The sequence below is a fragment of the Streptacidiphilus alkalitolerans genome (assembly GCF_042511045.1).
Taxonomy (GTDB): Bacteria; Actinomycetota; Actinomycetes; order Streptomycetales; family Streptomycetaceae; genus Streptacidiphilus; species Streptacidiphilus alkalitolerans.
In genome coordinates this window covers 168,400-187,544 of the sequence record NZ_JBHEZX010000001.1, presented here as the reverse complement: position 1 = coordinate 187,544, position 19,145 = coordinate 168,400, and the positions used below count along the sequence as shown (strand labels likewise).

The 19,145-nt window shown below is 69.9% G+C and carries 16 protein-coding genes; 5 read left to right on the top strand and 11 right to left on the bottom strand.

Annotated features, from left to right (window positions below):
• Positions 1–69 precede the first annotated feature (69 nt).
• From ACEZDG_RS00890 to ACEZDG_RS00880, 3 genes are all read right to left on the bottom strand, one after another.
• A complete protein-coding gene (locus ACEZDG_RS00890) occupies positions 70–4,014 on the bottom strand; it encodes a glycoside hydrolase family 3 C-terminal domain-containing protein (protein WP_380501100.1) in 3,945 nt (1,314 codons plus the stop codon).
• A gap of 460 nt (positions 4,015–4,474) precedes the next feature.
• A complete protein-coding gene (locus ACEZDG_RS00885; RefSeq protein ID WP_380501098.1) occupies positions 4,475–5,113 on the bottom strand; it encodes an HAD family hydrolase in 639 nt (212 codons plus the stop codon).
• Between the two features lie 36 nt (positions 5,114–5,149).
• Complete coding sequence (locus ACEZDG_RS00880; RefSeq protein ID WP_380501096.1) at positions 5,150–6,388, bottom strand: MFS transporter; 1,239 nt, start codon at positions 6,386–6,388, stop codon at positions 5,150–5,152.
• 89 nt (positions 6,389–6,477) lie between these two features.
• Between ACEZDG_RS00880 and ACEZDG_RS00875 the strand changes: the two genes are divergently transcribed.
• On the top strand, positions 6,478–7,239 hold the full coding sequence (locus tag ACEZDG_RS00875; protein ID WP_380501094.1) for a DeoR/GlpR family DNA-binding transcription regulator: 762 nt from the start codon (positions 6,478–6,480) through the stop codon (positions 7,237–7,239).
• 68 nt (positions 7,240–7,307) lie between these two features.
• Here the strand turns inward: ACEZDG_RS00875 and ACEZDG_RS00870 are convergent, their stop codons facing one another.
• Both ACEZDG_RS00870 and ACEZDG_RS00865 read right to left on the bottom strand, forming a co-directional pair.
• A complete protein-coding gene (locus ACEZDG_RS00870; RefSeq protein WP_380501092.1) occupies positions 7,308–8,624 on the bottom strand; it encodes an MFS transporter in 1,317 nt (438 codons plus the stop codon).
• Between the two features lie 154 nt (positions 8,625–8,778).
• A complete protein-coding gene (locus tag ACEZDG_RS00865) occupies positions 8,779–9,348 on the bottom strand; it encodes a TetR/AcrR family transcriptional regulator (RefSeq protein WP_380501090.1) in 570 nt (189 codons plus the stop codon).
• 217 nt (positions 9,349–9,565) lie between these two features.
• On the opposite strand from ACEZDG_RS00865, the gene ACEZDG_RS00860 reads away from it, so the two are divergent.
• Together ACEZDG_RS00860 and ACEZDG_RS00855 are read left to right on the top strand one after the other, a co-directional pair.
• Complete coding sequence (locus ACEZDG_RS00860; protein ID WP_380501088.1) at positions 9,566–10,447, top strand: SDR family oxidoreductase; 882 nt, start codon at positions 9,566–9,568, stop codon at positions 10,445–10,447.
• Positions 10,448–10,779: 332 nt separating this feature from the next.
• Positions 10,780–11,385: a TetR/AcrR family transcriptional regulator gene (locus ACEZDG_RS00855; protein WP_380501086.1), complete on the top strand. Its 606-nt coding sequence runs from the start codon at positions 10,780–10,782 to the stop codon at positions 11,383–11,385.
• 136 nt (positions 11,386–11,521) lie between these two features.
• Here the strand turns inward: ACEZDG_RS00855 and ACEZDG_RS00850 are convergent, their stop codons facing one another.
• The 3 genes from ACEZDG_RS00850 to ACEZDG_RS00840 all read right to left on the bottom strand — a co-directional run bounded on the left by ACEZDG_RS00850 (position 11,522) and on the right by ACEZDG_RS00840 (position 13,158).
• Positions 11,522–12,157 carry an FMN-dependent NADH-azoreductase gene (locus tag ACEZDG_RS00850; protein ID WP_380501084.1) on the bottom strand — a complete coding sequence of 212 codons (636 nt, stop codon included), beginning with the start codon at positions 12,155–12,157 and terminating at the stop codon, positions 11,522–11,524.
• A 95-nt stretch (positions 12,158–12,252) separates the two neighbouring features.
• Positions 12,253–12,528 (bottom strand): hypothetical protein, encoded by a 276-nt coding sequence (locus ACEZDG_RS00845; protein ID WP_380501082.1) that lies wholly within the window; start codon positions 12,526–12,528, stop codon positions 12,253–12,255.
• A gap of 177 nt (positions 12,529–12,705) precedes the next feature.
• Positions 12,706–13,158, bottom strand: a complete 453-nt coding sequence (locus ACEZDG_RS00840) for a TetR/AcrR family transcriptional regulator (RefSeq protein ID WP_380501081.1) — start codon at positions 13,156–13,158, stop codon at positions 12,706–12,708.
• A 274-nt stretch (positions 13,159–13,432) separates the two neighbouring features.
• Here ACEZDG_RS00840 and ACEZDG_RS00835 point away from each other — a divergent pair, with 274 nt between their 5' ends.
• Complete coding sequence (locus ACEZDG_RS00835; protein WP_380501079.1) at positions 13,433–14,803, top strand: FG-GAP repeat domain-containing protein; 1,371 nt, start codon at positions 13,433–13,435, stop codon at positions 14,801–14,803.
• A gap of 1,062 nt (positions 14,804–15,865) precedes the next feature.
• On the opposite strand, the gene ACEZDG_RS00830 is transcribed toward ACEZDG_RS00835, so the two are convergent.
• The 3 genes from ACEZDG_RS00830 to ACEZDG_RS00820 form a co-directional block, all read right to left on the bottom strand.
• Positions 15,866–16,528, bottom strand: a complete 663-nt coding sequence (locus ACEZDG_RS00830; protein WP_380501077.1) for a hypothetical protein — start codon at positions 16,526–16,528, stop codon at positions 15,866–15,868.
• A 123-nt stretch (positions 16,529–16,651) separates the two neighbouring features.
• A complete protein-coding gene (locus tag ACEZDG_RS00825) occupies positions 16,652–17,341 on the bottom strand; it encodes a hypothetical protein (RefSeq protein ID WP_380501075.1) in 690 nt (229 codons plus the stop codon).
• A 46-nt stretch (positions 17,342–17,387) separates the two neighbouring features.
• Positions 17,388–18,041, bottom strand: a complete 654-nt coding sequence (locus ACEZDG_RS00820; RefSeq protein ID WP_380501073.1) for a hypothetical protein — start codon at positions 18,039–18,041, stop codon at positions 17,388–17,390.
• A gap of 145 nt (positions 18,042–18,186) precedes the next feature.
• Here ACEZDG_RS00820 and ACEZDG_RS00815 point away from each other — a divergent pair, with 145 nt between their 5' ends.
• Positions 18,187–19,098 (top strand): tetratricopeptide repeat protein, encoded by a 912-nt coding sequence (locus ACEZDG_RS00815; RefSeq protein WP_380501071.1) that lies wholly within the window; start codon positions 18,187–18,189, stop codon positions 19,096–19,098.
• The last annotated feature ends 47 nt before the right edge of the window (positions 19,099–19,145 follow it).

The window sequence follows — 19,145 nt, the reverse complement described above, 5'->3', positions numbered from 1 at the left end:
GGACGAGCTGACGATCGTGGTGCTCCGACGGGCGGAGCACCACGATCGCTGCGAGCACGGTCGCTCAGGTCACTGCACGACGGACCACACGAAGGTCGCCGAACCGGAGACCTGCGCCTGGTCGGTCGCGGTCACGGTCACCGTGTAGGTCCCCCTGGTACTGCTGGACCCGGAGACGGTGCCGTTGGACGCGATCGTGATGCCCGGCGGCAGCCCGGTCGCGGTGAAGGTGAGAGCGGCGGACGCCTTGGAGTCCACGGCCTGCATGGCGAAGGAGACCGCCGCGCCGGTCGGGCTGCTGTAGCCGAACGGGTTGACCACACCGACCGTCTCCGCGCCCGGCACACCCGAGTTCGGGGTGACGTTCGCGCTGACCGCGGTGTTGGCCAGGGAGACGCCGGAGGCCGAGGTCCCGGCGGCGACCTGCCCGGTCAGGGTCTGGGCCAGCGTGGTCGAACCGGTCAGCGGCAGGTTGTTGGACGCGTCCCCGACCTTGATCGAGTACGTGCCCGCCTGGGCCTCCCACTGGTTGTCCGTCGCCGACCAGGCGGCCAGGTCGTGGACGGTCAGCGGGAAGGTGACGGTGCTGCTCTGCCCGGGGTTGAGGGTGACCCGCTGGAAGCCGCTGAGCTGCTCCGGCGGGTCCTGGCTGGCGGCGGGGTCGCCGACGTACAGCTGCGCCACGTCCGTGCCGGCCACCGTGCCGGTGTTGGTGATCGTCGCGGTCGCGGTCGCCGTGCCGTTGGCGTTGAAGGCGCCGACATTGAGGTTGGAGAAGGAGAACTTGGTGTAGGAGAGCCCGAACCCGAACGGGAAGGCGGGCGCGATGTTCTGGGCCTGGTACCAGCGGTAGCCGATGTTCACGCCCTCGCTGAAGTTCACCCCGGTCGAGGTGCCCGGCCACTGCGCGGTGGTCTGCGCGGGGACCTGGCTGAGGCTGCCCGGGAAGGTGACCGGCAGCTTGCCGGACGGGTTGGCGGTGCCGAAGATCAGCGCGGCCATCGCGGCACCGGTCTCCTGCCCGCCGTACCAGTTCTCGAACACCCCGGCGACCGAGTTGAGCCACGGCATGACCACCGGCGAGCCGCTGTTGATCACCACGATGGTGTGCGGGTTCGCAGCGGCGACGTCCGCGATCAGCGTCTCGTCCGTGCTGGACAGGTTGAGCGTGGTCAGGTCGCTCTCCTCGCCCTCCGGCGCGTTGACGTAGATGATCGCGTCGGTGGCGGCCTGGGCCGCGGCCACGGCCTGCGGGATGTTCGCGGTGCCGTTGTCGTTGCCCTGGGTGTAGGTGACCTTGACGTTCGGTCCGGCCGCGTTCTGGATGCCGGTGATCGGCCAGATCGTATTGGAGCTGGTGACCGTGCCGCTGCCGCCGCCGGCGAGTTCGACCCCGGCGCCGCCGTCGGTGCCGATCACCGCGATCGACTCATTGCCGTTCGGGTTGAGCGGCAGGGTGCCGTTGTTCTTCAGCAGGACCGAGCCCTCCTCGCTGACCTGCAGCGCGGTCTGCTGGTGCGCCGCGGAGGTGACGGTGGCGGAGAGCGAGCCGGTCTGCGGGTTGTCGAACATCCCGAAGGCGAACATCTGGGTCAGGATCCGGGCGACGTTGGCGTTGAGCGTCGCCTGGCTCAGCGTGCCGGCCGTGAGGGCGGCGGACAGGGCGTCGGCGTCGGAGAACGGCATCGCCACGTCCATGCCGGCCACGGTCGACGGGACGCTGGAGTAGTCGGCGCCCCAGTCGGAGGTGATGTAGCCGCCGAAGTTCGCCTCCCCGTCCAGCCCCTTCTGCTGGATGTCGGCGTTCTGGCAGGAGGCGGCGCCGTTGACCACGGCGTAGGAGCACATCATCGCGGCCGGTGCGGACGTCTCGATGGACGACTCGAACGGCGCCAAGTAGAGCTCCTCAAGCGCTTTCTGACTGACCGTCTCCTTGTTGCTGCCGTTGGGGTACTGCTCCTGGTCGTAGGCCGCGGTGTGCTTGACCATGGCCATCACGTCCTGGCTCTGCAGGCCCTTGACCTCGGCCGAGGTGATCTGCCCGGCCAGGAACGGGTCCTCGCCGTAGGTCTCGTAGGTCCGTCCCCAGCGCGGGTCGCGCACCAGGTTGGTGGTCGGGCCGAGCGAGACGCTCACGCCCTTGCCGGCGAACTCGTTGCCGATCGCCGTGCCCTCCTGCTGGATCAGCGCCGGGTCCCAGGTCGCGGCGGCGTTCTCGCCGTCCGGGAAGGCGGTCACTCCGCCGGTCCCGTCACCGACCCCGTTCGGGCCGTCCTGCATATTGGTCGGCTTGATGCAGAGATTGGGGATGCCGGGGATGTGGCCGATGTAGTTGGAGGTGCCGTCACCGGCGACCAGGCTGAGTTCCTCCGACTGGTTCATGGTGTTGAGCACCTGCTGCACCCGCTGGGCGACCGGCGCGGTGGAGCCGACCCAGGAGCAGGTGCCGTTGCCGCCGTTGCCGTTGCCGCCGGTGACCGGGGCCACGGTGGTCAGGCCGTAGGCGTCGAACTCGAAGATCGAGTAGCCGAACTGGGTGGCCCGTGCGGTGCCGTACATCCGGAGGTAGCGGTCGGTCACCGAGACCGGGAAGGTCTGCTTACCGCCGGTACCGGTCGTGGTGGAGTAGACCGTGGTCCAGTTCGCATTGTCGTTGGACACCTGGATCTGGAACGCCGAGGCGTAGGCGTCCTCCCAGACCAGGCCCACGCTGCAGATCTGCTGCTGGGAACCGAGGTCGACCTCCAGCCACTGCGGGTCGGTGGCCGCGCTGGACCAGCGGGTGCCGGGGTCGCCGTCGGTGGCGTCGGGCGCCGGGTAGTCGGCGGCGTCCTGGGTCGAGGAGGCGGTGGTCGGCTGGTCCAGCGCGAGGTCCTGCGTGCCGCAGTACTCGGTCGGGCCGGTGCCGCCGCCCCCTCCGCCGCCGCCGCCCGAGCCCTGGGTGAAGGCCAGGTAGTGGAGGTTCCATCCGGCGGCGTCCTGGTCGACGGTGAGCGTCTGCTGACCGGCCGCCAGGGTGACGCTGGCGGTGACCGTGGCCCAGGCCTGGTAGCCGCCGGTGTTCGGCACGGCGACCGAGCCGGTGAGGTTGGTGCCGGCGGAGTTGACGATGTGCAGCGCGTCGGCGACCGCGCCCGGCGCGGCCACCCGGAGGCTCACGGTGTAGATCCCGGCCGTGGCCACCTGGACGGTGTACTTGAACCACTGCCCCGATCCGGTCCAGCCGAGGTTGTCGGCGCCGCCGGGCGGGGTGGTGTCCTGGGTGTCGGCGCTGGCCTCGAGGTCGACCCCGTCGGTGCGGTAGCCGTTCGCGGTGCCGTTGGCGGCGGTGACGTTGTAGGCCGTGCCCTGGCCGCCGGTGTCGTAGTTGGCCGCCTGGACCGTGCCCGGCACGGGAGCGGGCGTCCCGCCGAACGGCAGGTCACTGCCGGTGCCGCCGCCTCCGCCACCTCCGCCGCCACCCGAGCTGAGGGTGAAGGCGAGGTAGTGGAAGTTCCAGCCGTTGGAGTCCTGGTCGACGGTGAGCGTCTGCTGACCGGCCGTCAGGGCGATGCTGGCGGTGACCGTGGTCCAGGTCTCGTAACCGCCGGTGTTGGGGACGGCCACGGAGCCGGTGAGGTTGGTGCCAGAGGCATTGGCGATGTGCAGCGCGTCGGTGATCCCGTACGGCGAGGCCACCCGGAAGGCGACGCTGTAGGTTCCGGTGGTGGCGACGTTGACGGTGTACTTGAACCACTGTCCGGCCGCGGTCCAGCCCAGGTCGTCCGCGCCGCCGGCCGGGGTGGTGTCCAGGGTGTCGGCGGTGGCTTCGAGGTCCACCCCGTCGGTGCGGTAGCTGTTGGCACTGCCGTTGGTGGAGGCGACGTTGTAGGCGACCCCCTGGCCGCCGGTGTCGTAGTTGGCCGCCTGGATGGTGCCCGGCACGGCCGCCGCGGTGCCGCCGAAGGGGGCGCTGCCGGCGGCGTACGCCGCGGTGCGCACACCGGCGAGCGACAGCGCCAGCAGGGCCACCACGGTCAGCAGTGCGCGGAACGTGGGCCTAGGGCGGCGTGCTCTCCGATTGCCGCGTGCGGGCGGCAACGGGTGGGGGAGAAGCCTCATGCCTTGTCCGTACCTTCCTTGTTGATCGATCCGGCCATGGGTGGGACCGGGATGCCCAAGGACTCACCGGGTGTTGGCCGTGGTGGAGCCAGGGGCGGCGTCAGAAGGGATCGGCTGCGGGAAAGGTCGAGCAGCGGCGCGGCAGTGCGGCGGTGCGACTTCGCTGCCTTGCTGCCACGCCGCGTCAACTTCCCAGCGGCGTTTCGTAGTTGGTCAGTGGTGGGCCTGGCCCGGGGTGGGTGCGGGCCTGCGGGTGGGCATGCTTGTGGACGGCCCGACGGGGCCGGCGCGGCTGACGACTAAGCGGGAGAGCGCTCTCTCACCACAGTGGTTTATGGCACCCCCGAGGGCATGTCAAGCGGTGTGACAGCCGTTATGCCCGACAAGGTGACGTCGTGCTGGTCGGCAGCCAGGCGTCAACGGCCTTCACCAGCGCGTCGAGGCCGGTGAAGACGTGTCCGGCCATACCGAGGGTTTGGGCGGCGCGCACATTCTCCTCACGGTCGTCAATGAAGAGGAAGTCCGGGGGTGTTGCGCGCATGGCGCCGACGCAGTGCTGGAACGCGGCCGGGTCCGGCTTGGCGACCTTGATCCTCCCGGAGAGGGCGACGTGGTCGAGTCCGTGCAGCCAGGGCTGGGCCGCGCTGAAGGCGTCGGCGTGATCGGCGGGAATGTTGGACAGCACGGCGACCCGGGCGCGGCTGCGCAGGGACTGCACATAGGCGACCATGCGCTCGTCGACACGTGACCAGCTGTCGATGTCGGCAAGCCGCAGCTTCTCGGTCGTGCCGGTGTCGGCCGGGCGGGAGAGCTGCCGCAGCACCGCTGCCCAGTACTGCGGCGCGGACTGCTGTGCGGCGTCGTAGGGCGGGCGCAGGGCCCAGTAGGCCTCGGTGAAGGCGTCCGCGGGCGCGTGGCACTCGGCGGCCATCTCGGCCAGGGCGCCCGGGCGTTGCTGCAGGGCGATGACTCCGAAGAGGTCGAACAGTACGACCCGGCGGCCGGTCGACATGGGATTCCCTTCTGCTATACGGAGACTGACGAATAGTCAGGAGTGCTGCGCCAGCTCGGATCCGACCTCGACCTCGGGCTCGCGCCCGGTTCCGGTTCCTGTTCCGGAGCGGAGGATCCCGGCGGTCGCGGCGGCGATCACCAGGAGCAGCGCCGGGAACAGAAAGGTGTGGTTGAGATCCATGAGGCGGGTCATCCAGCCGATCACCGCCGGACCCGCGAGCATCCCGAGGTAACCGAGACCGGCCACCCGGGACACATTGGTACCGGCCGCGGCGGGGTCGGCGTGCCCGGCGGCGCTGAACAACTGGGGGACGCAACCGGACAGGCCGAGGCCGAACAGCGCCCAGCCCGCCAGAGCCATCCAGATCCAGGGCGAGAGAGCCACAGCGGTGATGCCGACGGCGCCCATGGCCGCGCCGTAGCGAAGGACGGCCGCCGGTCCGAACCGACGGGAGACGCGGTCGGCGAGCAGGCGTCCGATGGTCATCGTGACCGCGTAGGTGCCGTAGGCGAAGGCGGCGGTGTCCGCGGGCGCACCGAGTACGGTCTTCAGCTCCAGGGCGCTCCAGTCGTTGGCGACTCCCTCGCACAGCATGCACATCAGTGCCAGGGCGGCGAGGATCCAGATGCGGGCCGGAGGCGTGCGCCGTTTCACGTCCTGGCTGGCCGGGGGTGCCGTCGAGGCCGTCGTGGCAGGGGCGGCCGTCGTGGCCGGGGTGGTCGCCAGCAGGCTGCGGGCCGCCAGTAGGGCGATCACGATGCCGACTGCTCCGGCGACGCCGAGCGTCGTGGCGGGACTCACTCCGGCGCTGATGGCCCTCGCTCCGACGAGCGCCGCGATCACCCCGCCGACCGAGAAGGTGGCGTGGAAGGCCGACATGACGGGCCGGTTGTAGGCCTTCTCCACATGCACCGCATGGGTGTTCATGCTCACGTCGAGGCAGCCGTTGCCGAAGCCGAGGACAATCAGCGCGCCCGCCAGCGTCCAGGGGTCACGGGCCAGACCGGGCAGGACGAGGGCGGCACCGCACAGCACGCCGGCGGTGGGGACCACGATGCGCGTGCCGAGGCGGTCGGCCAGTCGGCCCGCGACCTGCATGCCGACGAAGGCGCCCAGGCCCAGCAGCACCAGCAGGCTTCCCAGCGTCGCGTTGCTGATTCCCACGCGTTGCTCGATGGCCGGGATCTGCACCAGCCACATGCCCATCAGGGTGCCGTTGAGGACGAAGTAGACGAAGGTCGCCACACGGGCGGCGCGAAGGGAAGGGCTCATGTGAACCACCATAACGAACATCTTGCGTGTTTGAAAGCTGTAGTTTTGAACGGCTTGCATGTTCGTTCTGGGTGGTGTTGAATCGCGGTATGAGCAACGCAGACCGGCACCGGCTGATCGCCCAGGCCGTCAAGGAGTCGGGCAGTGCCACGGTCCCGGAACTCGCCGAGCTGACCGGCGCCTCGGACATGACCATCCGGCGCGATCTGGACACGCTGGCCGCACAGGGTGCCCTGGAGCGCGTCCGCGGCGGCGCGCGCACCCTGCTGCTCAGGGGCGAGGAGCCGCCCTTCGCGCTGCGCGCCCACGAGGCGGCCGAGGAGAAGCGCCGGATCGCGTCCGAGGTGTCCCGGCTCATCGCCGACGGCGAGACCGTGCTGCTCGACAGCGGCACCACCTGCCTGGAGGTGGCCCGGCTGCTGCGTGGACGGCGGATCACCGTGATGCCGCTGTCGCTGCAGGCCATTCACGTGCTCAGCGACGCGTCAGGACCCACCACGTTGATGGTGCCGGGCGGACGGCCCCGTGCCGCCGAGGGCGCCCTGACCGGTCCTCTCACACTCGCCTCCCTGGCGGCGCTGCGCTTCGACACCGCGGTCGTCGGCTGCTGCGGCCTGAGCGCCGCCGAGGGCCTGACCGCCTACGACCTCGACGACGCGGCGGTTAAGAAGGCGATCATCACCTCCGCGCGCCGCATCATCGCCGCCACCGACGGCAGCAAGCTCGGCCACACCGCCCATGCCTACGTCGGCCCCTCGGCGCTGGTGCACACCCTGGTCACCGACGCCACCGCGCCCGCCGACGAGGTGGCGGCGCTCGAAGCACTCGGCACCGTCGTCACAACTGCCTGACGGTCGGCTGTTGCTGAGGTGGCGCCGAGATAGCGCCGGGGTGGTGCTGGGGTGGTGCTGAGGTGGCGTCAGCCCACGGCGTGCCGGGAGCGGCTCATCACGGCGATGCCGGCGGTCGCCACCAGACCGTACAGGACCGGTGCGAGGAATACGTGCGGCAGTCCCAGCAGGCTCACGCCGAGGCTGCCGGTCAACCCGCCCAGGGCGCTGGCGATCGCGGTCGAGCTCATGAAGACGGCCGAGGCCGTCGCGACGGCCTCGGGCAGCAGGCGCTGGGCGACGATGATGCCCAGGCCGGCGAACACTCCCCACACCCCGCCCATCAGGACCTGTCCCGCGAACATGCCGGCCGCGCTGCCGGTCAGTGCGAAGCACAGGTTCGCGCCGACGCCGAACGCGGCGCCGAGGACCATCAGGCGCATCATCCCGGTCCGCCGTGCGACGACCACCGCCAGTGGCATCAGCAGCAGTTCGATCAGGGGCTGGATGCCGATGACCGCGCCGCTGACCGCCGTCGGCAGGTGCAGGTCGTCATGCATATAGATCGTCAGATAGCCGTACTTGATCGGCTCTCCCGCGTAGACGAGCACATACAGGCCGGTGAAGGCGAGCAGCGGCAGCATGTCCCGCACCCCGACGCGCCGCCTGTCCGGAGCCCCGGCCGCTGTCGCGGGCTGCGCCCCGCCCGCCGCTTCGCCCGCCGCTTCGGCCTGGTGGGCCCCGGGCGGCGCCGCGCCCGCTGCCTCGGCCTGGGCCCCGGGCGGCGCCGCGTGGGCGCGTGCGAAGCCCATCGGGACGATCTGCGCCAGGGTGCACACCCCGGTGGCCACCAGCATCGCGCGCGGTCCCGCGGCGGTGGCCAGCAGCGAGCCCGCCACCGGGCCCACGATCCACCCGGCGGTCAGCGCCATCCGCACGACCGAGACCACCCCGTCGCCGCCCGGGTCGGCGGTGGCCTGCAGGTCATCGTGGACCGCGGCGAACAGCTGCGACCCGGCACCGCCGGCGAAGGCCAGGACCACGGCGCTGATCACGAACGGCATCCACACCTGGTCCGCCAGTGCCATCGCGCACCAGCCGAGGAACCCGGCCAGCGCGCACAGCCGGAACAGCCCCAGCCGCCGTCCGGTGCGGTCCGAGCGGGCGCCGATGAGGTAGCCGGCGACTGGGGCGGTGATGCTGGTGAGGTAGTACAGCCCGGCCGTGGTCAGCGAGACGTGCAGGTCATCGACCAGGAACAGGGTGATCTGCGGTGCGGCGGCCGAGGTCCCGAGCCCGGACAGGAACAGCGCCAGGGTCGCGCCGCGGTACAGCGGCGAGCCCCACACCGTGCGTATCGTGGAAGGAGCGGGCGCGACCTCGGCCGCGGCGAGTACAGGTGACAAGGCGGGTCCCCCGGAAGATCAGACGCAAGAGATCACACACCGTAGCCTCGAACAAAAAGAACATCAATAGTGTTCGTAAAGTTGTCTTTAGATCAGCCCGGATGTTTGCTCCCGCAGTCGCCGACCACGCCGCGCCGCTGGGTGTCGACGGGGGTCAGAGCTCGGCCGCGCGCGCCTTCAGGTCGGTCAAGGCCGCTGCGGCATGGACCGGGAACGGTTCGGCAGGGTCCGACCGCATCCAGCGTTCCACGGCGACGGAGAACGCGAGCATCCCCACTTCGGCCCCCAGACGGGCCGTCAACTCGTCTGCGCCCCGCTCGCGCAGGGCGGCACTGATCGACCTGGCGATCCGGGCGTGCTTGAGCAGTCCCCGCTCCTGTACTTCGCTGTTCGCCGCGACCACCAGCACGCGCTTGGCGGCCTTGCCGCGCTGCTGCGGGGTCATCGCGACCTCGGCTGCCGCGAACGCCGCCTGCAGGCACTCGATGAGCGTGGCATCCGGCGAGGCGGCGCGGATGCCGTCGGCGAACAGTTCGGCCAGCACGTCCTCGCCGCCGAACAGGACCTCCCGCTTGTCGGCGAAGTGACGGAAGAACGTGGCCCGGTTCAAGCCGGCGCGATCCGCGATCTGCGCGACGGTCGTTTCCTCGTACCCGTTCTCCGCGAACAGGTCCAACGCGGCGGCCTCCAGGCGCTCACGCGCGTCCGGTGCCCATCTGCTCATCGTCACAGCATAGGCGAGGCGAGGCGACCGAATCGCATCGCCGACGCGCGCAGTGATGCGACGGAGTCGCATGGTGAGGTACCGTTGATGCGACCGGATCGCATCAGCGCTCCGGCCGAGGTGTCGGCACCTCAGTGCCTCGGCGCCTCAGCGCCGCGCCTCCCTGCCTCAGTGCCGCGCATTCCCATCATCTGAAGCACAACCAAGGAGAAGCTCCATGCGCATCTTCGTCACCGGCGCTTCCGGCTGGATCGGCTCGGCCGTCGTCCCCGAACTCCTCGGTGCCGGCCACCAGGTCCTCGGCCTGGCCCGCTCGGACACCTCCGCCCAGGCGGTCGCCGACATGGGCGCCGAGGTGCTGCGCGGCGACCTGAACGACACCGACGTGCTGCGCGCCGGTGCCCTCGGCAGCGACGGTGTCATCCATCTGGCCTTCGTCGTGCCGAGCGTGACCGAGGCCGCGACCAGGACCGACGCCACGGCCATCGAGACGTTCGCCGCCTGCCTGGCCGGCTCGGGCAAGCCCCTGGTCGTCTCCGGCGCAACGCTCGTCACACCAGGCCGACCGGCGACCGAACGCGACGAACTCATCGCCGCCGGCCCCGTCGCGGCCCGCATCACCAATATGCGGGCCGCCCTCACGGCCGTGGAGAGGGGCGTGCGCAGCGCGCTGGTCATGCTGCCCCGGTCCGTGCACGGCCGGGGGGAACGCCACGGCTTCATCCCCCAACTCATCGCCGCAGCCCGGGCCAAGGGCGTCTGCGGCTACATCGGCGACGGGGCGGGGCGCTGGCCCGCTGTCCACGTGAAGGATGCCGCGCGTCTCTACCGGCTGGCCGTCGAGCAGGCCCCGGCCGGCGCGGTGCTCAACGCCGTCGGCGAGGAGGGCGTGCCCGTACGGGAGATCGCCGAGGCCATCGGCCGGCACCTGAACCTCCCCGCCCGGTCCCTGCCCGCCGAAGAATTCAGCGGCATGCTGGTGCGCCTCCTCAGCACCGACATGCCCGCGTCCAGCACCATCACCCAGGACCTCCTGGGCTGGAAGCCCACCCACCCCGGCCTCATCGAGGACATCGAACAGGGCCACTACTTCGTCTGATCGATGGCCACGGACGCCACCCTCGGCCAAGAACCGCTCCCCGGCCTGCTTTCCAGGCCGAGCGAGGGTGCCGAGGAAGCGCCGGGATTTCACCGGTTGGCCAGGGAGGAGGGAGGTCGCCGCGGCCTGGGCACGGCTGTTCCTGGCACATCAGGCCACCTGCGCGGATCGGCTCCGTTCAAGTCGGCGCAGTCGGACCAGGAGCGGCTGACCACCTCGTTGCCGGCACTCGCCTCGGGTGAGGCGGTGGGCCGTAAGATGAAGGTAGTCTCAACTTCACTGTTCCATGCGCGCCCACGACATGAATGATGGATTCCTCAACTCAGGGAGGGGTGAGCGCTGTGCCCGAGGCGCCTCAGCGTCCGCCGCTGCGCGCCGACGCCCGCCGCAACGTCGAGAAGCTGCGCCAGGCCGCGGCGGACGCCTTCTCCGAGCACGGGCTCGACACGCCGCTGGAGACGATCGCGAAGCTGGCGGGGGTGAGCGTCGGCACGATCTACAACCGCTTCGGCAGCCGCGACGCGCTTCTGGACCAGGTCGTCAACGAACTCGCCGACCGGCAGGTGCGCTCCGCGATGGCCATCGCGGACGGCACGGTGGGCAGCGCGTGGGAGAGGCTGCTGGCCTACGTCGAGGCCATCTGTCAGGCGCAGGTCGACGACCCGGCGTTCAACGACGCGTTCTCCCGCCGCTACCCCAACGCCCCAGCTCTCAAAGCGGTCTGTGACCAGTCCCTGGCCTTCGCCGCCGAGCTGGCCGCCGGCGCCCGCGCCGAGGGGGCCCTGCGCGAGGACGCCCGGGTGGACGACATCGCCCGCTTCTTTCAGGTCAACGGTGACCTCGTGCGCGCCGGGGACGACGCCGGCCGTCGCCGCGTCCTCGCCCTGCTCTTCGAGGGCCTGCGCGCCCGTACCGGTAGTCGCCCGCTGCCCGGCTGAACACGGGTGAGCCCCGCTGAACTCGGCTGAACCCGGCTCAGCCCGGCCAGGTCCGATGACCTGAGCCCGGCCGGGAACGACGAGGGTGTCGGTGTCGGCTCCGCCGAGGCGGGGCCGACACCGTCGTCGCGCACGACTACGCGGCGCGGGCGGCCTTCGCGGCAGCCTCGAACGCGTCGGCCCGCGACTGCTCGCCGAGTGGGGCCAGGTGCTCCAGGGCCGGGATGTGCGCGGCCAGCGTCAGGTCCGCGACGATGAAGGTCGGCTCCATCTCGAGGATCACCGACAGTACCGACTCGAGGTAGTTCAGCACGTGTTCGTGCGGCGCCCGGGGCGTGCCGGCGGCGTAGGAGCCGCCGCGGCTGGTCACCACCGTCACCGGTATGCCCTTCACCTTCGACTCCGGCGAGCCGGCGGTGCGGCCGAACAGGATCACCTGGTCCAGCCACGCCTTGAGGCTGGAAGGCACCGAGAAGTTGTACATCGGCGCGCCGATGACCACGGCGTCGGCCGCCTCCAGCTCCGCTATCAGGGCCAGGCGCTCGGCGAAGGCCCGAGCCTGCCCCTCGGAGTGCTCCGCCGGGTCGAGCGACCCGGCGGTGTGGGCGTCCGCGGTGATGTGCGGGACCGGTGCGGCGGCCAGGTCCCGGTAGATCACCTCGCCGTCCGGATGCTCCTCCAGCCACGCGCGGCGGAAGGCCTCGGTGACGGCCCGGGAGGTGGATTCCCGGCCCGTGAACGCGGACGAGTCGATGTGCAGCAGTGTCGCCATGGTGCAACTCCGAAGGGGGAGGGCGTGCGCGCCCTCCCGCCGCGGGCGGCGGGAGGGTCGCAGCAGATAACTTGAACCTATCCTCAACTTTAGCCTCAAGTTGAGGATAGGTTCAAGTTACTGTCGTGTGTCGAGACGGCACGCCAGGCGAAGTGCAGGGCGGACGGGTGCTCCGCCGGCACGCTGTGGCGGTACTGGGCCGTCAGTTCTTCGGGACACGTCTCCACGTAGTGCAGCAACAGTTCGCGGACCGCGCCCAGTTGAGTGCCGGTGAGGTCCGCGCCGTTGATCCCGGACGGAGCCGACCTGACGAAGCGCAGCCTGCGCCGGTCCACATCGGTGGTGGTGCGGCCGACGATGCCGAGGTCCACCGGTCGGGCCACTCCTCGGCGCGACGTCATGGATGACGGCCCGTTCGCGCAGGTCGGGCGACAGCCAGGAGTGGGTGTCCCTCGCTCGTCATCATGGTCGCATCGGCAGGGAAGGCGTAGCAGAGGCAGGGCGAACTCGACTGCACTGCAGTGATGTTGAATACGGCAGGCGTGAGGTCACCCTAGAGCGTTGCCGATGAGGACGGCGGCTGTGGGGAAGGCATCGGCGGCACCGGCTTGGCGGGCGGTGTCGGCGAGCCGTGTGGCGACAGCCTTCTTGTAGTCGCGTGCGTACTGGGACGCGGGGTGCTGGGGGGCGTGGAGTTCGCCGGCGGTGGCGATGTAGGGGCACAGGGGAGTGGTGGAGGGGATGTCGAAGGCGGCGAGGAGCCGTTCGCGGGGTGTGAGGTCAGTGCGGTCGAACGCGTTCGGCAGAACGGAGGGGTCGAACCGGCGCAGGTACTCGGTGACGAGTTCGCCCTTGTTGGCGAAGTGCTGATAGGCCGTGCGCTTGGACGCCTGCGCCTCCGCACAGAGCTGGTCCATGCCGGTGCGGTTGATGCCCTGCTCACGGAACAGTTCCTTGGACGCGCCGAGAATGCGCTCGCGGGCACCCCGGCCGCGGCACACAGTCGGAGGGGACCCGACCAGCCAGTGCGTCGGCGGCCACACGCTCGGACATCAGGCGCTGCGTGAGGTTGCGACTGTCCGATTGATCGTGGGTCAGGCTGAGGCGATGGATGCGCCCCCGACGTGGCCTGCGCACGGGCAAGCAAGATCAGCAGGCGATCGTCCGGACGGTCTCTCCTGCGGCGGCCACATTGGTTGGCGGCTCCTTGCAGGTGCACAAGAGGCCTCGTGGAACCCTTCCTGCTCGCAGCGCTGTCCACCGCGTGACGGATGGTTGGCGATCGGGCTCTGGGACAGCCTCGGTGATCAAAGCGGTGGCCCTCTGTCAGTGCTGGCCCGTAGCCTCGCGGGTGCGAACACCGACACCAGGGGGACCATCTTGCGCACCACCACGTCACGCCGCCTCACGCTTGCCACCGCGATCACGGTCGCGGCCAGTTTCGCGCTGGGCTCGGCCGCACACGCCAGCGACGCACTGCCCGCGCCTAGTGTCAGCTCCACGTACTTCCCAAGCGTGGGATCGGGCGGCACCGTCCCGCTCATGCGTACCCCCGGAACGGTGACGTTCACCGTGGGCGCGGGCACCACCGGGGATCCCGTCCGCTTCCAGTACGACCTCGACAGCGAGCTGCCGAACGTCGATGGCTCCACCGCCTCGCCGACCATGGCAGGCTCCGGCTCCGGGTGGGTTCCGATTGCCGCGGACGGCACCGCGACCGTCACCTTGGACCCCACCGAGTGGGACGACTGGATCGACGTGCGCACCGAGAACGCAGACGGCCAAACGTCCCAGTCCACCCGCTACATGTTCTTTACGACGTGGAACGGACCCGACGCCCGCGGCGACCTCAACGGTGACAAGCTCCCTGACCTCGTCGCCACCGGCAAGGACGGCAAGCTCTACATCCTCTACGGTCGTGGTGGCGGTGCCCTGCAAGCCGCCACCGCCTACGCCGACTCCGGAACCGACTGGGCATCCACTCTCATCGCTCAGAACGGTGACCTGGCAGCCGGCGACGGCTTCCAGGACATCCTGCGCATCAACTCCGCAGGGTACGCCGGCACCATGGTCAACAACGGCCTTGGCGACTTTGACCGCAGCTCCAGCGGCTGGTACCGAAGTGACGGCAACACTTGGGCCGGTACCACCCAGATCGCGCTCCTGGGCCCGGACACCGTCAGCGCCGGATCCGGCGGCGGAACCCTGCTCAGCGTGGAGAACGGGCAACTGCTCGACTGGCCCGGCTCGCGAAACGGCATTCTGGGCACGTCCACCGTCATCGACCGCACCTTCGGCACCGGCGCCACTCTGGTCGCCCCCGGCGATATGAACGGCGATGGCCACGGCGACTTCCTGGTGCGCCAGGACAACAACGGCAAGCTGTTCCTGGCGCCCAGCAACGCAGACGGCACCTTCGGCAGTTCCAGCACCTGGAACGAAATCGGCAAGCACTTCAAGGCCTCCGACTACCCGCTGCTGACCTCGCTCGGAGACGTCAACGGCGACGGACTGCCCGACCTGTACGCCGTCACCAGCGCCGGCACCCTCGTACTGTTCCCCGGCACCGCGACCGGCGGCTTCGGCCCCGCACAACCGATCGCCACCTCAGGCATCGACTGGAACCAGATCACCGCGATTGCCTGATCATCCCGCCTGACGGTGGGTCGCGTTCCAAAGGAGCGCGGCCCACCGTGCAGTCCCGCCCGCCGCTCTGCGGCCTCGGTCCCACCGGGGCTCCACCGCTGGGTGGGACCCGTTGGAGGTTCGTCGGGTCCGTCATCCTGGTCATCTGTCCTCCACCCGCCCCAGTCTGTCCGGTCGCTTGTTCCCTCAGGCGGTCGGACAACCGGGATCCCGGACCACACATGTCCACCCGCGAGTTCGAAGCCTCGTGCGTCCCGCCCATCTCGCCAGCGTCAGCAGTCGTGACATCGAGTTCGACCTGCCCGGCCTGGCAGCGCTCGCAGCCGGGAACGCCCCGGACATTGCGACGAACCCCTCCTCACGCACCCACCGGTTGCCCCATGGTGTGGACGTCACGATCTGGCCGGAGGCCGGCCCGTGAACTTCCACGAGACCGACAGCATCAGCAACCTCCACTCCGACCTGGTGTACGCGGGCATGCTCACCGGCGCCTGCGCCCTCGCTACCCGGCCCGGTCCGGCAGGGTTGGACCCTGCCTGGGCCGACCCGGCCCTGGAGGAATCCGGGCTCCTCCAGGACTGTTACCAGCGCTACGGTCCGCCTGTCACGGTTGAGAACGGGTCTGCTCTCAGCTCGACGGTCTGAGGTACGTGGTCCTCCCGTGAACTGCGCTCGCCATTCAGGCCGGTGGGAGAACCAATTGGCGGATCAGGAGGGCTCCAGACAGGCCGACGACCCGAAGTCCACCTCGGCGTTTGGCGCCCCCGACGTGGTTGACGCTGCGGATCAAGCACCGGCCTGGGTGAGGGTGTCGAGAAGGCGCTGTACTGGAGAAGTGAGGCCTCCAGCGCAGTACGGCCTCACCGGCGCGGGCTTCGAGGGTGGCGGGGTAGACCTGTCCATAGGCCCGCTCTCCACGATGGCGCATGGAGTGGTCCCCGCCGTCCCAGCCGAGGCCGAGCACTGGGCATCCGCCGAGGTTGATGGTGCCTGCGAGCAGTGGGTGGCTCCATCCGGCCCGGTGGAACAGATGGAAGTCGGTGTGGGCGTCGACGGAGACCATCAAGCCGTTACCGGGGCCTTCGCGGGTCCACGTCCGGAGTCGTTCGGTAACCGCCTCGGCCTCGGCCAGGGGGAGATCGAGCCATCCGTGCGGGCCGCACCGCTGGCGTGGTGCGGTACGCGGTCGCCGCCGAACTGGGCATGGACGGTGTCTTCGTACTTGCCCCAGTAGGTGACGTCCGCCGGGCCGTTGGTGGATTGGCCGTCCAGGCCGGTGAAGCCGTCCAGCGCCTGGGCGTCGCCGAGGACCATGCCGCACCGGTCGACCGGCAGGTCGCCGAGCTGCACGGGTTCGCCGTCGTCGCGGCCGGACCAGGGCAGGCTGAGGTCGACTTCCAGGACGGCGATCGTCGGTTCCCCGTCGAATGGTGACGCTGATGTCCGGGCCCGAACCTGCAGGGGCCGGTCTGCGGCGGCTGCTACGGCGACCGCCTCGCACATCCAAGCGGATGGCTCGGAGTCCTCGGGTCCGTGCAGGTGGCCGCCGCCGGCGGCTATTGCGGTCCGGGCCCGCTCGGACAGCGGGCGTCCGACCCGCGGCCAGTAGTCGATCCCGGCAGCCATTCCCAGCAAGAGCATCCCGGAGGGCGCTGTGACAGTGCCAAGGTCGATACCGGTCTCGGTCATCTGCCGATTGAACAGGCCCGGAACCGAAAGGATCAAGACGTCATCGTGTCTGAGATCCGTGTGGAGTGGTCCGCCGCAGGCATCATCCACCAGCTGAAACAGGTCCCTGCCGCCCCGCACGGAGCTTCGCCTTCGAGCAGGGCCATGCTCGGGTACGGATCACAAGCAGGGCAACCCGCGCTGACTCGGGGTCAGACACCTTGCCCACGCGGCCCTCTGCTCGGCCGGTAGTTGGGGTGCGCTCCCGCGCGGACTGTGGTCGCCGTCGCAGATCCAGATGTGCTCGTCCGGATCGAAGTGCCACGGAGCGGCTCCCCACATGGGGTGGCCGCTCAACAGGCGTCGTGCCAGCGTCTGGCAGTCCTGCGGGGCGCCATAGTGCTGGAGCGCGCTCACTACCGCCGCGGCGGCTTCATCGGTGATGCCCAGGTCGCCCAGTGCGGGCAGCAGGAGAAGTAGGCGTGCGTGCCTCTCGGTGACCCCGGCCGCACTCTCGGGGGCGTCGAGGATCGCGGCGAGTTCGGGCCAGCACAGCCCCGGCCCGATCCGGTCCTGGTCAGCGCTCGCCAGGACCAAGTCCCTCGCCCAGTCAGGGTGGGTGAGGAAGTAGTCGGCGGTCGTGCACTCCTCGCCGCTGTTGTAGTGCACGACGATCCGGTGGTCGCCGGCGAGGGGCACATGGAAGACCGGCCAGGCAGACTTGTCCTCCAGCCGTGCCAGCATCGCGTCAGCGTCCCCGCCATCCACGCCGAACTCCTCTGGGGACATGCCCTCGTAGAGGTCAGCCAGATGCGCCGGCCAGAACGTAGGATCGGCCAGCAGCGGAAGGCCGTCGACGACCGGAGACACGCGGTACCAAGTCCGATCCATCACAATGCCGCGATTGTCGCGCAGGTCAGCATTGCCACAGGAAGGCGGCCTCTGTGCAGGGCTCGCAAGCGAACGCGAACGCGGTACCGCCACCGCCGAAGTTCATCGCCGTGCTGTGCTCCGGTCCCTCTTCCAGCTGGGCGATCAGTTCCATGGACTGGGTGCAGCGTGGGCACTGGGGCGTCTCGTCATCCTGCAGCCAGTCGGCCTGGCCGCCGAGCTGTCCCAGGACATCCCGCAGCCCGTTTCCGCTCCGGTCGCCCCAACTCTCGCGTGCGCTGCCGTAGTCGGATCCTGGTATCGACACCAACGTCACGGCATTGACGGTGCCGAGGCGCAGCGTGCCCTCGTCGTCCTCGTGGGGTGCGGCCATCGGCCGCAGATCGCCGACCGGGAACAACAAAGCCCGGTTGCCGCCGAGGGTCGGGCTCCACTCGTCGCACATGCCGGGGTCGTTCTGGCACATGAAGATCGCCATGGTTCGGGCGGTTCGGGAGCTGACCTGGCTGGTGGGGCGAACCAGGTCATCCAGGGCGATCTGAGCCAGGAACTGCATTGACCCCTCGCACGTCGCACAGGTGGGCCATGGCGTCCCCGCCGGTGCCAACGGTGTCCCGCCGGTGCGAGTGACCAGTGCTTCCGGCTCACCGGCGCCCGCGTACGTCATCAGCATCGTCATGGAAACGGACCCTACGGCAGCCCACCGACACCCGCGGCCCGGCCCGGGACCTGGGCAGGGCTACTCTCGGACGATGTCGAATCGCGCGGTAGCTGCTGGAGTCGGTCTTGCGCGGGTGATGGCGCACTGCGGGGGTAGTACGGAGATGGCCGTGCACTATCTGTCAGGAGCCATTGCCTCTGCCCCTGAGGAGCCTGAGCCCTATACGGTGCTCAGTGAACTGTGGAGCGACAAGCGGTCGGAGTTGGCCGAAGTGGTCCAGGCAGCCGACTCCTTGAGGACGGTCCTGGCGCGGTCGTACGTCAACTTTCTCGAAGGCGACATGGCTGGCGCGGTGCTGGCGCTCGGCTCGGTCACTGGTGCCCGGCCCGACGTCTCTTGGGCCAAAGCGCCCTGGTTCTCCGATGCAGAATTCCTTGGTGTGGTGAGCGCCGACGCGCTGGCCGAGGCCGCTATGCGGACCATGGAACGTGGCCATGACCTGGACACCGACATCATGCGCGAGCGGTTCCAGCCCTGGATCCATGCCATAGACACGGTCTCCGTACGGGAGCCGCTGCCGGAGGCTATGGCGCGGATGGCGATCCTGCTGCGGGCCTGCGGCCTCACCGACGCCTCGTTCGCCCTCTGCGACCGAGCGGACTCTGTCGAGCGGGTCATGCTGACCGAAGTCGTCCGAGCGGGCACGTGGCGCAGGCTCGGTGATCCCGAGAAGACCGCTGCGGCGTTTGAGCGAGCCCTTGGGCTCGACCCGGCCAACTGGTCGCTGTATCTCGACCTGGCCGACCTGCGAGCCGAGCAGGGCGACTTCGCGACCGCGGTCCAGTTGACCGCTCAGGGATTGGAGCACGAAGCAGCCGAGCCCACGCTTCGCGCGGCCGGGGCCGCCTATCGCGCACGGCTCACCGGCTCGCCGGCGGCGCTGCGCGAACTCATCGACCTGGTGCCGCAGCTTGCGAACGACTCGTACCGGGCGCTACTGGTCAAACACGCCTGCGCCGGTCCTTCCCTGCCGGAGGAACTGCTGGCCGAGGCCCGCAGCGTTCAGAACAGCTGATCAACAGCTCGACGGCTGCCTGGCAACCACCGGCCTCACGCTGGGGA

Coding starts and splice junctions, on each gene's coding strand:
- ACEZDG_RS00880 (WP_380501096.1), bottom strand. CDS start 6,388: ATGAGCCCTTCCCTTCGCGCCGCCCGTGTGGCGACCTTCGTCTACTTC.
- ACEZDG_RS00820 (WP_380501073.1), bottom strand. CDS start 18,041: ATGACGATGCTGATGACGTACGCGGGCGCCGGTGAGCCGGAAGCACTG.
- ACEZDG_RS00860 (WP_380501088.1), top strand. CDS start 9,566: ATGCGCATCTTCGTCACCGGCGCTTCCGGCTGGATCGGCTCGGCCGTC.
- ACEZDG_RS00815 (WP_380501071.1), top strand. CDS start 18,187: ATGGCCGTGCACTATCTGTCAGGAGCCATTGCCTCTGCCCCTGAGGAG.
- ACEZDG_RS00865 (WP_380501090.1), bottom strand. CDS start 9,348: ATGAGCAGATGGGCACCGGACGCGCGTGAGCGCCTGGAGGCCGCCGCG.
- ACEZDG_RS00885 (WP_380501098.1), bottom strand. CDS start 5,113: ATGTCGACCGGCCGCCGGGTCGTACTGTTCGACCTCTTCGGAGTCATC.
- ACEZDG_RS00875 (WP_380501094.1), top strand. CDS start 6,478: ATGAGCAACGCAGACCGGCACCGGCTGATCGCCCAGGCCGTCAAGGAG.
- ACEZDG_RS00850 (WP_380501084.1), bottom strand. CDS start 12,157: ATGGCGACACTGCTGCACATCGACTCGTCCGCGTTCACGGGCCGGGAA.